The organism is Microbispora bryophytorum, from assembly GCF_006874465.1.
GTDB lineage: Bacteria > Actinomycetota > Actinomycetes > Streptosporangiales > Streptosporangiaceae > Microbispora > Microbispora bryophytorum.
In genome coordinates this window covers 137326-154288 of the sequence record NZ_VIRL01000001.1, presented here as the reverse complement: position 1 = coordinate 154288, position 16963 = coordinate 137326, and the positions used below count along the sequence as shown (strand labels likewise).

General features: G+C 70.5%; 18 protein-coding genes. 11 read left to right on the top strand and 7 right to left on the bottom strand.

Annotated features, from left to right (window positions below; translation table 11 throughout):
* The first annotated feature begins 1 nt into the window (after window position 1).
* The 4 genes from FLX07_RS00760 to FLX07_RS00745 all read left to right on the top strand — a co-directional run bounded on the left by FLX07_RS00760 (window position 2) and on the right by FLX07_RS00745 (window position 4407).
* Window positions 2–1009, top strand: a complete 1008-nt coding sequence (locus FLX07_RS00760) for a hypothetical protein (protein ID WP_142567473.1) — start codon at window positions 2–4, stop codon at window positions 1007–1009.
* Window positions 1010–1025: 16 nt separating this feature from the next.
* The gene (locus FLX07_RS00755; RefSeq protein ID WP_142567472.1) at window positions 1026–2588 is read left to right on the top strand and encodes an oligosaccharide flippase family protein; all 1563 of its coding nucleotides are present in this window, start codon (window positions 1026–1028) and stop codon (window positions 2586–2588) included.
* Between the two features lies 1 nt (window position 2589).
* A complete protein-coding gene (locus FLX07_RS00750; protein ID WP_208762018.1) occupies window positions 2590–3495 on the top strand; it encodes a glycosyltransferase family 2 protein in 906 nt (301 codons plus the stop codon).
* A 93-nt stretch (window positions 3496–3588) separates the two neighbouring features.
* Window positions 3589–4407, top strand: coding sequence for a hypothetical protein (locus tag FLX07_RS00745; RefSeq protein ID WP_142567471.1), 819 nt, complete (start codon window positions 3589–3591; stop codon window positions 4405–4407).
* 26 nt (window positions 4408–4433) lie between these two features.
* Here the strand turns inward: FLX07_RS00745 and FLX07_RS00740 are convergent, their stop codons facing one another.
* Window positions 4434–5618, bottom strand: a complete 1185-nt coding sequence (locus FLX07_RS00740) for an acyltransferase family protein (protein ID WP_142567470.1) — start codon at window positions 5616–5618, stop codon at window positions 4434–4436.
* A gap of 186 nt (window positions 5619–5804) precedes the next feature.
* On the opposite strand from FLX07_RS00740, the gene FLX07_RS36835 reads away from it, so the two are divergent.
* Genes FLX07_RS36835 through FLX07_RS00725 form a run of 3 tightly spaced genes read left to right on the top strand, consistent with a single transcriptional unit; the run spans window position 5805 to window position 8881 of the window.
* On the top strand, window positions 5805–6722 hold the full coding sequence (locus FLX07_RS36835) for a hypothetical protein (protein ID WP_189104849.1): 918 nt from the start codon (window positions 5805–5807) through the stop codon (window positions 6720–6722).
* A 3-nt stretch (window positions 6723–6725) separates the two neighbouring features.
* Complete coding sequence (locus FLX07_RS00730) at window positions 6726–7466, top strand: GumC domain-containing protein (protein WP_142567469.1); 741 nt, start codon at window positions 6726–6728, stop codon at window positions 7464–7466.
* Between the two features lie 23 nt (window positions 7467–7489).
* Window positions 7490–8881 (top strand): O-antigen ligase family protein, encoded by a 1392-nt coding sequence (locus tag FLX07_RS00725; RefSeq protein WP_142567468.1) that lies wholly within the window; start codon window positions 7490–7492, stop codon window positions 8879–8881.
* Here the strand turns inward: FLX07_RS00725 and FLX07_RS00720 are convergent.
* Both FLX07_RS00720 and FLX07_RS00715 read right to left on the bottom strand, forming a co-directional pair.
* Window positions 8837–9376, bottom strand: a complete 540-nt coding sequence (locus FLX07_RS00720) for a dTDP-4-dehydrorhamnose 3,5-epimerase family protein (RefSeq protein WP_229689436.1) — start codon at window positions 9374–9376, stop codon at window positions 8837–8839. The two genes, FLX07_RS00725 and FLX07_RS00720, sit on opposite strands and share 45 nt — an antisense overlap.
* A gap of 69 nt (window positions 9377–9445) precedes the next feature.
* Window positions 9446–10369 (bottom strand): glycosyltransferase family 2 protein, encoded by a 924-nt coding sequence (locus tag FLX07_RS00715; RefSeq protein ID WP_142567466.1) that lies wholly within the window; start codon window positions 10367–10369, stop codon window positions 9446–9448.
* A gap of 290 nt (window positions 10370–10659) precedes the next feature.
* Between FLX07_RS00715 and FLX07_RS00710 the strand changes: the two genes are divergently transcribed.
* Window positions 10660–11469, top strand: coding sequence for a 2OG-Fe(II) oxygenase (locus tag FLX07_RS00710; RefSeq protein WP_142567465.1), 810 nt, complete (start codon window positions 10660–10662; stop codon window positions 11467–11469).
* A 146-nt stretch (window positions 11470–11615) separates the two neighbouring features.
* Here the strand turns inward: FLX07_RS00710 and FLX07_RS00705 are convergent, their stop codons facing one another.
* The gene (locus tag FLX07_RS00705; RefSeq protein ID WP_142567464.1) at window positions 11616–11927 is read right to left on the bottom strand and encodes a hypothetical protein; all 312 of its coding nucleotides are present in this window, start codon (window positions 11925–11927) and stop codon (window positions 11616–11618) included.
* A gap of 13 nt (window positions 11928–11940) precedes the next feature.
* Between FLX07_RS00705 and FLX07_RS00700 the strand changes: the two genes are divergently transcribed.
* From FLX07_RS00700 to FLX07_RS00690, 3 genes are all read left to right on the top strand, one after another.
* Complete coding sequence (locus FLX07_RS00700; RefSeq protein WP_142567463.1) at window positions 11941–12597, top strand: right-handed parallel beta-helix repeat-containing protein; 657 nt, start codon at window positions 11941–11943, stop codon at window positions 12595–12597.
* A gap of 473 nt (window positions 12598–13070) precedes the next feature.
* Window positions 13071–13379: a hypothetical protein gene (locus FLX07_RS00695; RefSeq protein WP_142567462.1), complete on the top strand. Its 309-nt coding sequence runs from the start codon at window positions 13071–13073 to the stop codon at window positions 13377–13379.
* A 205-nt stretch (window positions 13380–13584) separates the two neighbouring features.
* Window positions 13585–14349 carry a right-handed parallel beta-helix repeat-containing protein gene (locus FLX07_RS00690; protein WP_142567461.1) on the top strand — a complete coding sequence of 255 codons (765 nt, stop codon included), beginning with the start codon at window positions 13585–13587 and terminating at the stop codon, window positions 14347–14349.
* 48 nt (window positions 14350–14397) lie between these two features.
* Here FLX07_RS00690 and FLX07_RS00685 read toward each other — a convergent pair whose 3' ends face one another.
* The 3 genes from FLX07_RS00685 to FLX07_RS00675 form a co-directional block, all read right to left on the bottom strand.
* The gene (locus FLX07_RS00685) at window positions 14398–15057 is read right to left on the bottom strand and encodes a class I SAM-dependent methyltransferase (protein ID WP_142567460.1); all 660 of its coding nucleotides are present in this window, start codon (window positions 15055–15057) and stop codon (window positions 14398–14400) included.
* A gap of 67 nt (window positions 15058–15124) precedes the next feature.
* On the bottom strand, window positions 15125–16006 hold the full coding sequence (locus tag FLX07_RS00680; protein ID WP_208762017.1) for a phytanoyl-CoA dioxygenase family protein: 882 nt from the start codon (window positions 16004–16006) through the stop codon (window positions 15125–15127).
* Between the two features lie 31 nt (window positions 16007–16037).
* Window positions 16038–16931 carry an NAD-dependent epimerase/dehydratase family protein gene (locus FLX07_RS00675; protein ID WP_167748060.1) on the bottom strand — a complete coding sequence of 298 codons (894 nt, stop codon included), beginning with the start codon at window positions 16929–16931 and terminating at the stop codon, window positions 16038–16040.
* Window positions 16932–16963 lie beyond the last annotated feature (32 nt).

Here is a 16963-nt window from a genome sequence, read left to right as displayed (position 1 = left end):
GATGACGCAGTTCGAGGCCTCCGCACGACCGGAGGCCCTCGGCCTCACGGTCGGCGAGGAGGTGGAGGTCCGCAGCGTCGAGGAGATCATGTCCACACTCGACGAGAAGGGCGAGCTCGACGGCCTGCCCTTCATGCCGGAGATGCTGTCGTTCTGCGGGCGGCGGATGACGGTGCACAAGGTGGCCCACAAGCTGTGCGACACGGTGACGGGCACGGGCATGCGGCGGATGCGGGACGCCGTGCACCTGACCGGGGCGCGTTGCGACGGCTCGGCCCACGGCGGCTGCCAGACCTCGTGCTCGCTGTACTGGAAGGAGGCCTGGCTCAAACGGGCGGACCCGGGCGCGCCCGCGCCCGATGCCGCACCCGAGCCCGTACGCAGCCTTCCCCTGCTTGAGATCAACGCCCGCAGGGAACCGGCAGTGGACGGCGAGGTGCGGTACCGCTGCCAGGCGACCGAGTTGCTGCGCGCCGCACCCGAGCGCCTGCCCTTCAAGGACCTCGGCCAGTACGCCACGGACGTGCGAGTGGGCAACGCCGGCGTCCTGGCCACCCTCCGCACGGTCTTCTTCGGGCTGTTCAACCGATTACAGGCGGCGAGCCGCAGGCTGCCCCGCCGGCTGCGGTTCAGGGACGGCATGGCGTGGGGCTTCGTGGCGCCAGGCCCGAACACCACGACCCCGACCGAGCTGAGCGACCTGCAACCGGGCGAGCTCGTGCGGGTCAGATCGCGGGAGGCGATCGTCGCCACGCTCGACACGAAGCGGCTCAACCGCGGCATGGGTTTCGAAGAGGAGATGGCCCGATATTGCGGACGCGTGGCCCGGGTCGCCGCGCGCGTGGAACGATGCATCGACGAGAGGACCGGGCGCATGCTGCAGATGAAGAATCCCTGCATCGTCCTCGACGGCGTCGTCTGCGCGGGGGTGTACAAGGCCAACTGCCCACGGGCGTTCGTGCCGTTCTGGCGGGAGATCTGGCTGGAGCGGGTCACCGAGGAGAACTAGGAGCCGGGGAGTGCCGATGAGAGACAGCCAGGACGCGGACTCAGCGGAGCCGCCGGAGCCGGGCGAGCCGGCCGGCGGCGAGGCCGCCCACCTCCGTGACATCGGCCGCAAGGCCGGACGCGGGCTCGGCTGGAGCCTGCTGGGCACCCTGGCGACCCGGGCGGGATCGTTCCTCATGGGCCTCGTCCTGGCCCGTCTGCTGTCCCCGGGGGACTTCGGCATCTACGCGGTCGCGCTGGCCGCGACCCAGTTCGTCATGGTCGTCAAGGACATCGGTGTCATGGCGGCGGTCGTGCAGTGGCGGGGCAAACTGGAGGACGTCGCGCCGACCGCCACCACCCTGTCGATGATCTCCGCCGTCACCCTGTACGGCGTGTTCTACGTAGGCGCGCCGTACTTCTCCAGCCTCGCGGGCAGCGAGGAGGCCACCCCGGTCGTCCGGATCCTCACCGCGGTCATCCTCATCGAGGCCGTGACCGCGGTACGCAGCGCGACACTGCTGCGCAGGTTCCACGTGGGCAAGAGCGCCAAGGCGATCCTGGCGGGGTTCCTGGTGAACGCCCCGGTGGCGATCGCGCTCGCCGCCGGCGGCGCCGGGCCGTACAGCTTCGCCTGGGGACAGGTGGCCGGTGCGGTGGTCACCGGCGTGTTCATGCTCGCCTACGCCCGGCTGCCCTGGCGTCTGGGATTCGACAGGGGCGTCGCCAGGAGGCTGCTGTGGTTCGGCATCCCCTCCGCCGCCGGCATCGCTCTGGAAGTCGTGCTGCTCAACGTCGGCTACATCATCGTCGGCGCCATCATGGGGCCCGACTGGCTCGGCTTCTTCCTGCTGGCCTTCAACGTGTCGAGCTGGGTGCCCGGACTGATCGGCACCGCGATCCGTTCGGTGTCCATCGCCGGCTTCTCGCGTCTCGCCGAGCATGACGAGCAGTCGCTGTCGCTCGGCGTGCAGAAGTCGGTGCCGATGCTGATCACCGCGATCCTGCCACTGGCCGTGGCCATGGCGGTGCTCGCTCACCCGCTCATCTACTTCCTGTACGGCGAGAAGTGGGGACAGGCGGCCGGCGTCCTGCGGTTCCTCGCGGTGCTGATGGTGGTGCGCATGCTGACCTCCTTCGCCCTGGACATCCTCAACGGGCAGGGCGCCACGCGCTCGACCGTCTGGATGAACCTGGGGTACGGCGTGGCCCTGATCCCCGCGGTGATCGTGGGCACGCACCTCGACGGCATCCGGGGCGCGGCCGTCGGCCAGGCGGCGGCCGCGCTGCTGGTGGCCCTTCCGCTCGCGATGCTCGCCGTGCAGCGCACCGGCGTGCGGCTGCGGCCGATCCTGCCCCAGCTGGTACGGCCGTTCGCCGGAGCCGCGGTGTCGTTCGCGGTCACCATGGGCCTTGCCGCGCTGACCGGAGGCAGCCAGTTCCTCCAGCTCGTCGTCGGAGGTGCCGGAGGTCTGCTGGTCTACGTGCTGATCGTGGTGCCGCTGCACCAGATGAGAACGGTGGGCGGCCACATGATGGAGCGGCTGCCCGCCGGTCACCGGCAGCCAGTGCCGGTCGAGGCGACGGCGAAGGAGCACTGAGGTGGCGGATTCACGGAAGTCGGCGGACTCACGGAGACTCGTCTCCATCGGCATACCGGTCCGCAACGGAGCCGACCGGCTGGAGGAGGCCGTGCGGTCCGTCCTCGCCCAGGACCACGAACGGCTTGAGGTCGTCATCTCGGACAACGCGTCCACGGACGGCACGGAGGAGCTGTGCCGGCGGCTCGCCCGGGAGGATCCCCGGGTCGTCTACCACCGCCAGCCCCGCAACATCGGCATCGTCGGCAACTTCACCGAGGCGCTGCGGCTGGCGCGGGGCGAGTTCTTCCGGTGGATGGGCGACGACGACCGTCTCGAGCCCCACTGCGTGTCCCGGTCGCTCGAACCGTTGCTGACAGACGAGCGGCTCATCCTGGTGACCTCTGACACGGCGTACACAAGCCCGGACGGATCAGTCCACCGGCCGGCCTACCAGGGCACGGGGATGCTCTCCGACGACCCCGTCGACCGGCTGGAGGAGCTGTGGGACGCGGTCACCACCGAGCACATGCGCCTCGACCCGTTGTACGGCGTGATGCGGCGCGCGGCGGTGGTGGGCATCCGCAGACCCGTGATGATCCGTGAGGACGAGGTGTACGCCACCGTGCTGGCCCTGACCGGGCCGTGGGGTCACGTCCCCGAGGTGCTGGCCCACCGCAGCCTGCGCTGGAAGCGGCTGCCGCACATCGCCCGGGCCCTCGGCGTGCCGGTGTGGACCGCGCACTTCGCCAACACGCTTCAGTTCCGCGCGATGTACGGGGCGCTGCGCGCCATGGACCTCACCCCGGAGCAGCGCCGCCGGGGCCGGGCCGTGCTGGCCCGCATATACGGGCGCCGCCAGCGCCAGGTGCTGGCCCACCGCGGCCGCAAGCTCACCGGTCTCGCCGTCCGCCTCCTGGGAGGTTGACCCACGGGCACGGCGGCCGCAATCCAACCACGCGATCAGAAGAAAGGCCGACCCACTATGACGTCCTCGCCGCGAAGCGGGTTCGACCGGAACGTGATACGCCTCGTCCGGGTGCTGATGCAGCCCGGACGGTCGGTTCTCGCCGTCATGCGCCGCCTGCCCTTCGGCTCGTACGAGCTGCGCTGCGCTCTCGACCTGTTCCCCCGGCCGCACTACGCCTACGGCGTCCAGCAGGCGGCCGAACTGGCCAGGCGGCTCGGCGTCGACCGCATCAGCGTGGTCGAGTTCGGCGTCGCGGGCGGCGCGGGGCTGGTCGAGATGTGCCGCCAGGCACGGCTGGCCACCGCCGCCACCGGTGTGCGGATCGACGTGTACGGCTTCGACACGGGAGAGGGCCTGCCGAAGCCGACCGACTACCGCGACCTGCCCTACATCTGGCGCGAGGGCGACTTCAGCATGGACGTCGACGCCCTGCACGCGCGCCTGCCCGAGGCACACCTGGTCCTCGGGAACATCACCGACACCGTGGCGGAGTTCCTGGACGACAGGCGGCCCGCGCCGATCGGCTTCGTCTCCGTCGACGTGGACTTCTACTCCTCGACGGCCGCCGCGCTGAGGATCTTCACGGGCGACCACAAGTATTTCCTGCCCCGCGTCTTCTGCTACCTGGACGACACCGTCGGCGATGACGACCAGATCCTGCACAACGACTACGTCGGCGAGTTGCGGGCCATCGGGGAGTTCAACCAGGCGAACGAGACCCTGAAGATCGCCCCGATCAACGGTCTGCGCCACAAGCGGGCCGTGCCCGCGCCGTGGAATGACAACATCGTCGCGCTGCACCGCTTCGACCACCCCGACTACGGCCGGTACGTCGGCCGCCCCGACAGCCAGACGGAGCTGCCGCTCTAGACCGGTCCGGAGGGATCCTGCGGCGGCTACCGCCGCAGGACCGCCGCCCGCAGCGCCCCCCAGCCGCGGTGGCGCTGGAACGGCAGCTCGAAGACCGACGCGAACAGCCACGCCGCGAGCAGCGCGAGCGGCACGGTCAGCACGAGCGTGGCCAGGAACATCGTCACGCCCGGGGCGAGACGGGGGGCCAGGACCATGCGGTTCACCACCACCACGATCGGCGCGTGGATGAGGTAGAGGCTGTAGGAGAACGAGCCGAGCCGGCGCAGCGCCCCCGTGTCGAGCAGGCGCACGAGGGGCCGGGGCCGACCGGCCGCCACGGAGGCGAGCAGCAGCCCGACCGCCGGGCCGACGGCCAGGTCGACCCAGAAGTAGTGGTCGACCGTCCACCCGGGACCACGCACGACGATCAGCAGGACGACGGGTGTCGCGGCGGCCAGGGCCAGCCAGGGCAGACGCGACGGCCACGGCGACGCGTCCTCGTGGGCCTCCTCGTGCGCCGTGATGCCCCGCGCCATGGCCGCCGCCACTCCCGCGGCGACCGCGCCGATCGCGAAGAGTACCGCGAACTGCGGGGTCAGCCGCATGAACAGGTCCACCGCGGGGACGCTCGGCGCGAGCAGCCCGATGAGGGCCACGACGACGGTCAGGACGGTGAGCAGGACGGCCGCGCCGGCCCGTCGCAGCACGAGGAGCATCAGCGGGAACACGATGTAGAGCTGCGCCTCCACCGCGATGGACCAGAAGGCGCCGTTGGGGCTCGGCGAGCCGAACAGGTCCTGGACCAGCAGGCCGTAGACGACGACGGACTTCACGGTCGGGTCGCTCTGCCCGGGCTGCGGGATCAGCGTCCACGCGACCACGAGGCTGAACAGCAGGGCTGCCCAGTAGGGCGGGAGGATGCGCCAGGCCCGCCGGTAGGCGAACCGGCGGAGGCTGTTCAGCCGCCAGCCCGAGTTGGCCGGCGAGACCGCCAGCGAGAACCCCGACAGGACGATGAACATCACCACCGCGAGGTGCCCGTAGACGAGCCAGCCGGCCCACGCGGGGCCCGTGTCGGCGGGAAAGCCCGGGAAGGACAGCAGCCAGCAGTGGTGCAGGACCACGAACAGGGCCGCGATCCCGCGGATCCCGTCGAGGCCCGGCAGGCGTGTGGGCGCGCGTGCCGCCCGGGTGGACGGGGACGTCGCCTGACCCGCAGTGGACTCCATCCGCCGCACTCCCGTCGTCGCCCGGACCGGTCGCCGCACCGTATATCGGTGGGATGCCGCCGAATGTAACCACCCGGCGCAGGACGTCGGAACGTTGTAACGTGACAGCCGCGCGTCACGATGTATCCAAGCAGGGTCCGGACGCCTGCTGGCAGGCCGACGGCACTGGACAGGCCGGGGGGATACGTGGAGTTCTGGACGACGACCGCCGGTCTCTTACGAAAATGGTCGATCGGGCTCCCCCTGCTGGCGATCTCCATCCTGGCCGGCACGGTCACCTTCGTCCTCGCCCCGACGCGTTACGAGGCGGACACCTCGCTGGTGCTGGCCACGCCCGTCAACGGCGGCGTCTATTCCCGGGACCCGAACCGCCCCCTGCCCCGGGGCAACCCGCTCCTGCAGTTCAACGATGCGCTGAAGACGGCCGCGAGCATCGTCATCCAGTCCATGAACACGCAGGACGTGTGGACGCAGCTCGGCGCGCCCAAGGACGGGCCCACCACGATCACGATCGACGACGGGCGAAGCAACCCCCGGGTTCTGGACATCAGCGGGCCGTACATCTACATCCGCGTCGTGGCGCCGTCCCCGGCGGTCGCCTCCAGCGTTCTGACGAAGGCGCAGCGGCGCGTCCGCGACGAGCTGACCGGGTGGCAGCAGACGCTCGGCGCCCCGCCCTCGACCTATCTCACGGTCGCCAACATCGTGCCGGCCTCCAAGCCGGAGGCCATGACGTCCACGCGGTGGCAGCTGGCGGCCGGCGTCGGCCTTCTGGTCGCCTGCGCGGGTCTCGGCCTGGCCTACGCTCTGACGCGCAGAGGCCGGGTCCCGCTGCTCCGCAACGCCCCGCCACCCCCGCGCGAGCCCGCGCCGCCGCCGGCCGCCGCCGCGCGCCCGGCGGTCCCCATGGCTCCCGTCGCTCCCGTGGCTCCCGTCGTCTCGGCGTACGAGGACGATGACGTGGTCCTGTGGGACACCCAGGAGATCGTCGTCGTGACGGAGCCGGTGAAGGGGCAGGACGCGGCCGAGGCGCTGCGCGCCGACGACGACCGTCGCTTCGCGAGTGTGACCAGAGACGCGCGCACGGACGACGACAAGGACTGACGCATGGACTTCTGGGCGACGGTCCTCGTCCTGTTCCGGCGGTGGTACGTCACCTTCCCCGTCTTCGTACTCGTGCTCGCGGGGGCGGCCGGCGTCTACGTCATGTTCCCGAAGACCTTCGTGTGCTCCTCGAGCCTCGTGCTGACCGTCCCCCGCGGCGGGGGAAGCCTGCCCGCGGATCCCAAGTTCCCCAACCCGGTGACGAACCCGCTGGTCAACGTCGACAGCGGGCTGGGCCTTTCCGCCTCGATCCTCATCCAGGGCCTCAGCACGGGCGAGGTCGCGCAGCGGGTGGGGGTGACGCCCGGTGGACGCACCACCTACAAGATCAGCAACGGCACGACCAATCCGGAGCTGATGATCACGCTGCCGTTCGTCGTCATCTCCGCGGAGGCCCCGACGGCGCGGGAGGCCCATGACGTGGTGGCGCGGCTCGGCCGGATCGCCCAGGACAAGCTGGTCGAGCAGCAGCGGGCGCTGGGCGCGCCACGGGCCACCTATCTCAGGGCGTTCGAGGTCGTGCCGCCGACCACACCCGAGGAGAAGACGGGGAGCAGGCTGCGGGCGGCGTGCGTCGCGCTGGCGATGGGCCTGTTCCTGAGCATGGCCGCCGCCTTCGCCGTCGAAAGCGGGGCGCGGTCGCGCCGCGCCCGCTCCGGCGCCGCGAAGCCCCAGCCGTCCCTCAACGGATCCGCCTATCCAGCCGGCGCGCGGACGGAGTCGGCGCCGTTGCTCCGGCGCTGACAGCCGTGACCATCGGGAGTCCCGTGAGGATCGACAGCTCGCTGCCCGGATCGCGTCGGCACGCCGACGGCGCGACGCTCGTCTGCCTGTTCGCGCTCGCCCTGCTGCTCATCCCGGCCCGGCTCGTCCTGCGCGGGCTGCCGATGTCGCTGACGCTCGCCGACGTCGTCGCCCTCCTGCTCCTCCTCGTCTGGCTCCTGGCGCAGTTCACCACCACCCTCGGCGCCGCCAAGGGTGCCAACCCCGTTCGCACCGCGATCTTCGCGTACGGCATGGCGTTCCTGACCTGCTACGGCTTCGCCAGCCTCGGATACCTGCCCTCGGACGAGCTCAACCTGGCGGACCACTCCCTGGTGCTGTTCGCCGGGTACGTCGGGCTCGTGCTCATGATGTGCGACGGCGTCAGGGGACGGGACCGGCTCGACTTCGTGCTCAAGACGGTCGTGGTGGCCGGCGCGATCGTGTCGGTCGTCGCCGTCTGCCAGTACCTGCTGGAGTTCGACCCCACGACCTACATGTCCCTGCCCGGGTTCCGGCACACCTCCGTCGAGGGCACCGAGACCGTGATGTCGCGTGCGGACCTGCGCCGGGTGGCCGCGACGCTGGGCCACCCGATCGAGTTCGGAGTGTTCTGCTCGATGGTCCTGCCGTTCGCGGCGCACTTCGCCCTGCAGGCGCGGGATCGGGGCGAGCCATGGCGGCGCTGGTGGCTGTGCGCGGCCCTGATCGCGGCCGGGCTGATGTTCTCGGTCTCCAGGTCGGCCGTGCTCGGGACGGTCGTGGTCGGCGCGGTGCTGTTCACCGGCTGGCCGCTCAGGCGCTGCTTGGTGAGCCTGGGGGCGCTCGCCGTGTTCCTCGGAGCGATGAAGGTGGCGGCCCCCGGGCTGCTCGGCACCTTCTACAACCTGTTCGCGAACGCCGGGTCCGACGACAGCATCCTCTACCGCACGCACGACTACCCGTTCGCGCTGACGGAGGTCACCAAGCATCCGCTCTTCGGCCGGGGCATCGGCACCTGGTACCCCTACAAGCACCAGGTGTTCGACAACCAGTACCTGCTGTCGCTGGTGGAGACCGGTGTAGTCGGCGTGGTGGCCTTCGTCGGCGTCATCGTCTGCGGCGTGATCGTGGCGCTGCGCGCACGGCGGCTCAGCCGCGATCCCAACGTCCGCAACCTGGCCCTGACCATCGCCGCCTGCCTGCTGGTTCCGCTCGTCGGCGCGGCCACCTTCGACCTGCTGTCCTATCCCGGGGTCACCAGCCTGATGTTCCTGCTGATCGGTGCCGCCGGCTCGCTGCTGCGCGCGCTGAAGGCCGAGAACGCGGCCGCGGCCCCCGCCCCGACCGCGGCGGTGGCGGCACGTGCCGGGCTACGCCCCGAGGCGGTCGCGCAGCTCGGCCCAGGACCCGGCTGACAGGTCCCGGCCGCTGATCGGGCCGACCGGCAGCGGCCACGGAAGCGCGAGATCCGGGTCGTCGTACCGCACGGCGAGATCCTCCGACGGGTCGTGCTCCCGGTCGATGCGGTAGCACACGTCGGCCTCGGTCAGCGCCTGGTAACCGTGCAAGAGGCCCGGAGGCACGTACAGATGGGCGAACGTCTCGTCGTCGAGCAGCACCGACAGGTGCCGGCCGAAGGTCGGCGAGCCGGGCCTGGCATCCACCAGCACATCGAGGACGGCGCCGCGGGCGCATCGGACGAGCTTGGCCTCGCCACGCCCCGAACGGCCGTGCATGCCGCGGACGGTGCCCTTGCGGGAGCGTGACTGGCTGTCCTGGATGAAGGCGGCGGGGTCGAGCCCGTGCTCGGCGGCGACGGCGGTGTCGAAGGTCCGGGTGAAGAAGCCGCGCTCGTCGTGGTGGGGCGTGGGGACGAACAGCAGCACGCCCTCCAGGGCGAGTCGCGTCACTTTCACATGTCTGTAGTCGCGGCGGACGGGCCCGCCGTTACGCCGCCTCCGCCGAGCCGCCCCGCCCGCTCATCGCGGCAGCACCCGCATGCGCCGGGAGGGCCGCAGCAGGGCCACCAGCGAGGCCCTCGCCGTACGCCGTCCGGCGAGCGCGCGCAGCGCCTCGCCGAGAACCACGGCCAGATAGAAGGCGACGGAGGAGACCGGCCCGCGCCGCCGCCGGAACAGCCGCACCCGGTTCGTCGTGAGCAGCGCGGCCAGCACGGGGTTGACGTTCGCCTCGCCGCCGATGTGCTCGACCACGGCCTCGGGTTCGTACCAGAGCGTCCAGCCCCGGTCGGCCGCCCGCAGCGCGAACTCGGTCTCCTCGCTGTAGAGCAGGAAGGACTCGTCCCACGGCCCGAGGTCGCGTACGGCCGCCACGGAGACGAGCAGGGCGGCCCCGGTGGCCCACGTGGCGGTGCCCGGCGTCCGGTACCGGCGGGGATCGGTGATCACCTCGCCGAGCCGCCCGACACGGTCCGCGAGCCGTCCGCCGATCACCGCCTCGGCCAGCGCGCCGCGTACGGTGGGGGCACGGCGCAGGGAGGGATGCGTATGGCCGTCCGGGCTGATCAGCCGGGGTACGGCGATGCCGCGGCCGGGGGCGTGCAGTGCGGCGGCGAGACGGGTGAGCGCCCCTTCCCGGGTGCGGCAGTCGGGGTTGAGGATGGCGACCGCGTCGACGCGGTCGAGGTGTCCCTCGCGGTCGAGGGCGGCGACGCCCGCGTTGATGGCCGCCGCGTACCCCGCGTTGCGGCCCAGCGGCACCACCGTCGCCCCGGCTCGCTCGGCGAGCGGTACGGACTCGTCCCGTGACGCGTTGTCGGCGACGATCACCTGCACGAGGTCGGCGCCCCGCGCGCCCGCGGCGAGCGACTGCAGGCAGTCTGCCAGCACGCGCGCGCTGTTGTAGGTGACGACGACGACCGCGATTCGCGGGGTCTCGGACATGCGGCCCTCCGGGGGTCGGGAACTGCCCGCCAGGCGCATGCTAAATGCGGTGCATCCGGCAGGCAATGCATTCCGCGATCTTCGCCCTGGTGTTGCGCGTCCAACGCGGCAAGGTGAGAGCTCCGGCCCGGGCGCGGCGCTGTAACGCGGGCGGATTCGCCGCACGATATTCAAGTCGGAGCCTCGCCGTTCCGAGCCGCCCGGGAAGCGTCCGGCGGATCGTGCGGTGGCGAGCACGGGGGCGACGGATCGAGACAGACACCTTTCAGCCGGCGGCGAGGGAGAATTCGATGCAGGAGACCCAAAGGTTCACCTTCCGTCGGGAGGACCTGTTCCCGCTGGCCGACCGCAGGCGCGAGGACTTCCTCGGCGCCGCGCCGTTCCGGCACGTGGTGATCGACGACTTCCTGCCGCCCGGTGCGCTGGAGCCGATCCTGGAGGAGTTCCCGGAGCCGCGGGACGCGAGCTGGCAGCAGTTCGACAGCTCGCGCGAGATCAAGCTCGCGCTGTCGGACACCGAGCGGATGGGCCCCGCCACCCGCCACCTGCTCGCCGAGTTCAACGGCCAGGTGTTCGTCGAGTTCCTCGAACGGCTGACGGGGATCACGCAGCTCGTCTCCGATCCGCACCTGGAGGGCGGCGGCCTGCACCAGATCAAGCCCGGAGGCTTCCTGAAGGTGCACGCCGACTTCAACCGGCACCGCAGGCTCAACCTCGACCGCCGGCTCAACGGGCTGCTCTACCTCAACAAGGACTGGAAAGAGGACTACGGCGGTCACCTGCAGCTCTGGGACAAGGACATGACCGGCTGCGAGCACAAGATCCTGCCGGTCTTCAACCGCTTCGTCGTCTTCGCCACGACCGACGACGCGAACCACGGGCATCCCGACCCGCTCACGTGCCCGGACGACCGTGCCCGCCGTTCGATGGCGCTGTACTACTACACGAACGGCCGGCCGGGGGAGGAGACGGGCGCCGACCACACGACCCTCTTCAAACAGCGGCCCGGAGAGGAGTGGAAGAGCAGCTTCCGCCAGACGGTGAAGCGCTGGACGCCTCCGGCGCTGGTGGACCTGCTCAGCCGCGGCGACAAGGCGTAGCCGGACCAGGCGCGCAGGCTCGCCGCCGGTATTCCCGGCGTGACGCGGACCCGCCCGGTACGGTGATGGCGGCCGGAGATCCGCTCAAATGCCGGCGCCGACATGCCCGCACGACGGGCGCAGGGGGGAGAACGCGGTGAGCCGCATCACGTCATGCCGGTGCGTTCGCATCGCCCGCGGAATCGGCCCGGCGTGCGCCGGGCGGTGACGAGGCGTACGGCGGTCCTGCTCGCGGGAGCCGTACTGGTGACCTCGCAGACCGCGTGCCAGGCGACCACGGACGGCGGCCCGGGACGCCCCACCCCGCCGACGACGCCGACGGCGCGCACCACGCCGAGCCCCGCGCCCTCACCGTCGCGGCCGGCGGCCTGGCCGGGACCGGACAACACCGGAGTGCCCAAGGGGCTGAAGCTGCGCCCGTCCGAATCGATCACCGTGACCAGGGACGGCACGGTCATCGACGGTCTGGAGGTGAACGGCGCCATCACGGTCGAGGCCGACGACGTCACCATCCGCAACACCAGGGTTCGCGGCACGCCGGGCTGGTGGGGGATCCTCCAGCGGCAGGGGCACTCCGGGCTGACGGTCGAGGACGTCGAGATCTTCGGCAACGGCAGGGAACGCACGCAGTTCGGCGTTCTCAACCAGGGTGTGATGATCACCGTGCGGCGGACGAATATTCACACGATCTCCAACGGCATCAGCACCGAGCAGGGCCTCATCGAGGACAACTACGTCCATGATCCGAAACTCTACAAAGACGATCACGTCGATATGATCATGTCGTCCGGACCGCCCGCCAAGGGAACCGAATTGATCATTCGCCACAATGTGGCGGTCAATACGCTCGACCAGACCAGCGCCATCGCGCTGTTCCAGGATTTCGGCGTGGTCCGGGATGTGACGGTCGAGGGCAACCTGCTGGCGGGCGGCGGCTGGGCGTTGTACGCGGGGGCGGGCGCCAAGGGCACCTCGTCGAACATCAAGGTCATCGGCAACGTCTTCAGCCGCAAGGTGTGGCCCAAGGGAGGATCCGCGGGTCCGGTGGCGTACTGGGACGCCCATGGCCGCGGGAACGTCTGGCGGGACAACGCCTGGGAGGGCGGCGGGAAGGTAACGCCCGAATAACGCCCTTTGTCGCCTGAATGCGGTTTATACGCAGATTGGGACGCATGTAGATTACGCTGAAAATGGTTCCTTTTGCGAAAACGGCCCACATTGTGTGTCGGGTGTGGCTACCCTCCCGGTGAGCCTCCCCTATAGAGGCGGACAGTCGGCATAACCGTTATCCGGAAGGAGTCGACTGTGCGGATATATAAGGACACCCGGAAAAGCGGGCTGCTGGTCGTGGCGGGTCTGTCCGCCCTGGTCGTCCTCACCGGCGGAGGATGTGGCGCCGTCGGCCAGGACGCGTCCGACGGGACGGTCGAGCTCGCGGGCGCCGGGACGCGAGACGGAGAGAAGCAGGACGCACGGGCGAAACCGCAGGCGGCCGGCGCCGAGGCGGTCAGGGCCTCGCCCTCCTCGCGCCGCGGCCGCAAAGGGGCGACGCCGGCGCCCACGGGCCGGCGGAGCCGGAAGCCGTATCCGGCGGTCACCTGGTGGACCACCCTGCCGCCGCGGCGAGGACACCGGCCCACCGCGCGGCCCGCTCCGAAAGCGTCCTGGACGGCGAGACCGTCGGCCTCCCCACGTCCGGGCATCCCGGCCGGCCCCCCGCCGGACGCGTCGCCGACCCTTCGTCCGACCCTCCGCCCGACGACTCGCCCGACCTTCTGGCCGACCCTCCGGCCGACCCTCCGGCCAACAGCGCGTCCCACGCGCAGTCCCTCTCCCGGCGCCGTCCCTTCGCACAGTGCGACTCCTTCGCGCAGCGGGAGTCCCTCGCCCGGCATGACGCCCTCGCGTAGCGCGGGCCACAGCCCGTCGCCCAGTCCGGCACACAGTCCGTCGCGCACCCCGTCGCGCACACCGTCCCCCGACCGGCCCTCGCCGACGCCGTCGAGGTCCGCGTCCGCCCGTCCTTCCCCGACACCCTCGGACCCGACACCCTCGGACCCGACACCCTCGGACCCGACACCCTCGAACGCGACGACGCCGCCGCGTACGGGCGACATGCCGGGCCCGGGCAACACGGGCGTCCCCGCGGGTGTCACGCTCAAGAGATCCGACTCGCTCGTCATCACGAAGGACGGCACCGTCATCGACGGTCTGGATGTCTACGGCGACATAACGGTGGACGCGGACAACGTGACCATCCGCAACACGCGGGTCCGCGGGCAGCGGGACTACTGGGGGATCCTCCAGCGTGAGGGCCACTCGGGGCTGACGGTCGAGGACGTCGAGGTCTTCGGCAACGGCAAGGCGCGCACCCAGTTCGGCATCCTCAACCAGGGCAGGATGATCACAATCCGGCGCGTGGACATCCACACGATCTCGAACGGCATCTGCACCGAGCAGGGGGTGGTGGAGGACTCCTACCTCCACGACCCCAAGTACTACTCGGGCGACCACACGGACATGATCATGAGCACAAGTGCGCCGGCCAAGGGCACACAGCTGATCATCCGCCACAACACGGTCATCAACACGCTCGACCAGACCGGCGCCATCGCGTTGTTCCAGGACTTCGGGGTGATCCGCGACGTGACGGTGGAGGGCAACCTGCTGGCGGGCGGCGGATGGGCGTTGTACGCAGGGGCGGGCACCAAGGGCACCTCGTCGAACGTCAAGGTCATCGACAACGTCTTCAGCCGCCAGGTCTGGCCCAAGGGAGGGTACGCCGGCCCGGTGGCCTACTGGGACCACGAGGGCTCCGGCAACGTCTGGCGGGGCAACACCTGGGAGGACGGCGGGGCCGTGGACCCCGGCAAGTCGTGACGACGACGAGCGGCCGGGCCCTCGCGGGGGCCGGCCGCTCGTCCGGCGTCAGGCGCGCTTGTAGGCGATCACCGACTTCACCAGGCCGGCCAGCCGTTCGAACCGGATCCGCGAGCCGGGGAAGTAATGCCGCATCTCCGTCACGCTGAGCAGTTCGACGTCCATCACGATGCGCCGCGCGGCCTCCCGGTCGGAGGTCGGCGTGTGGATGAGCGGCCAGCGGCGGAGGATCTCCGTACGGGCCGTCAACGGGAGGAACTGGAAGCCGGGGAACAGGAAATGCGGCTCGACCGGGAAGTAGCGGTAGGGCGTCTGCACCCAGTGCCGGTCGGCCAGGGAGTTCACGGTGTCGGCGAAGATCTGCCGGCGCTGGTGACCGCCCACATGCTCGATCACCGCGTTGGAGAAGACCAGGTCGTAGGTGCTGCTCCGGATCGCGGCCGGCAGGTCGCAGGCGTCCGCGACGTCGGCGCGCACCCAGGACGGCAGGTCCGGCGGCGGCTTCTCCAGGTTGACGATGTGCACGTGGGCGGGTCTGACCGGGGCCCGGAGCCAGGCCCCGGCCGTCCCCCCGAGGTCGATCACGTTCATCCGGTCGAGGTCCGGAAAGCACTCGGCGAACCAGCTCCACCGCCGCGCCCGGGCCTTCGCGCCCAGTGAGTCGGGAGCGTCGACGAAGCGGTTGCGCAGGGCGTTCAGACGGCTCATGGGCGGGGCCTCTCTGATGCGGGGGCTCCTCGGGGCGTGCGGAAACGGTCCGATGCCGGAACGGTCATCAGCCCTTGCCCTCGTACGCCAGCGCGACGTCCTCCGGCATCCGCTCCTGATCGGAGACGCGCAGGAAGTCGCGGAGTGTGGTGCCGGTGCACGCGCAGTCGACGTTGGGCGCCTCGCGTCGCGCGATGACGTCGTCCACGTTGACCGTACGGAAGTCGATGCTGAAGCGGGTCTTGCCCGAGGTGTTCGGCACCGACGAGTGGAGCTGGTTGCCGGAGAAGATCATCACACCGCCCGGCTCGGGCACGACGGTCACCCGGGGGTCCAGCTCGACCGGCTCCTCGGGCTTGGGCTGCTCCCGGGTGTCGGTGCCGATGTGCTGTGCGGCGTTGAAGCGGCTGGTCCGGTTCCACTCGTAGTAGTCGTAGCCGGCGGAGCCGTTCTTGACCGGAGCGCTCCAATACCGCGGATGGAACGTCATCACGTTCTCCGGCACGACCTCATAGATCGGGATCCACCAGTTGATCTGGCTCAGAGGCGCCGAATACCAGGTGTCCCGGTGGGGGTGGAACGCGTAGGCGATGCCTGTGGTGAGGTAGTAGTCGGACGTGGACGATCGCATCCTCGGGACATCGAAATACGTCCGGTCGGCGTCGCAGCCGAAGGAGAGCAGCAGCGCCCGCAGCAGTTCCTTCGAGCGCGGGTGATGGATGAACTTCGGCTTGAGCTCGGCGAGGATCGCGGCGAACTTCTCCACGGGCAGCTCGTACTGCGCTGTCTCCGGGTCCAGGCCGCGGAATGCGGCACCGATCAGCTCCCGCGCGAACTCGATCAGTGCCAGGGATTCGGGACGGGCCGGATACAGGAAGACCTGCCCCCCGTAAAGGCGTGTACGGCGCTCTTCGTCCGTCAGAAGGGGACCTGAGAAGATAACGGTCACGGTACGGCTATCGCCTTTCTGGAGTCTTCTGTTACCTGCGCTCGGCATACCAGGCCAGCGTCCGTCGCAGCCCTTCTTCCAGGCCGACGACGGCCCGCCAGCCGAGGACTTCGGCAGCGGGTCCGACGTCGGCGGTCTGGGCCATGTCCAGGGGGCGGTCGGCGACCACGCCGAACCGCGGCCGGAGTGAGGTGCCGGAGATGCGGAAGAGCAACTCCACGGTCTCCCTGACGGAGGTGAGAACCCCCGTGCCGACGTCCAGCACCTGCCCGGCGGCCCTGTCGGTCCCCCCGGCCAGGACGAGCGCGTCGACCACGTCGTCCACGTAGACCCAGTCGGCCCGCTTGCTCCCACTGGTGAGACGCGGCTCCTCGCCGCGCAGCAGAGACAGCGCCAGGTACGGCACCAGCTTCCGGGCGTCCCGCTGGCCCGGACCGTAGACCATGGTCGGCCGCAGCACGGTGACGGGGACGCCCCACAATCGGCTGAACATCTGCGCGTAGCCGGTGGCCGCCCACTTGGCCATGGCGTACGGCGACGGAGGCGGCGACTGCTCGTTCGCAGGCCGAGGTTCCTCGCTGGAGCCACAGAGGATCACCCGGACCCCGGGGAGGGCCGCGGCGTGGTTCAGCAGGTTCACCGTGCTCAGGAGATTGCTCTCCAGCGTGGGCAGTACGAGGCCGGCCTCCCTCGCTCCGTCGACCTCGCCGGCCAGATGGAAGACGACGTCCGGGTTGATCTTCTGGAGCAACGCCTCGGCCGTCTCCCGGTCGCGAAGGTCGGCCGCGTGCCAGATCGCCCGTTCGGACAGGCCTGATGCCTGCCGGTGAACAGGGTTTCTGCTGACGGCGTGCACCTCGGCGCCCATGCCGTCCAGCCGAAGGGAGAGACGGCTCCCGATGAATCCCGACGCTCCTGTGACCACGACCTTCCTTCCCACCCACGGTGGTTGTTCCG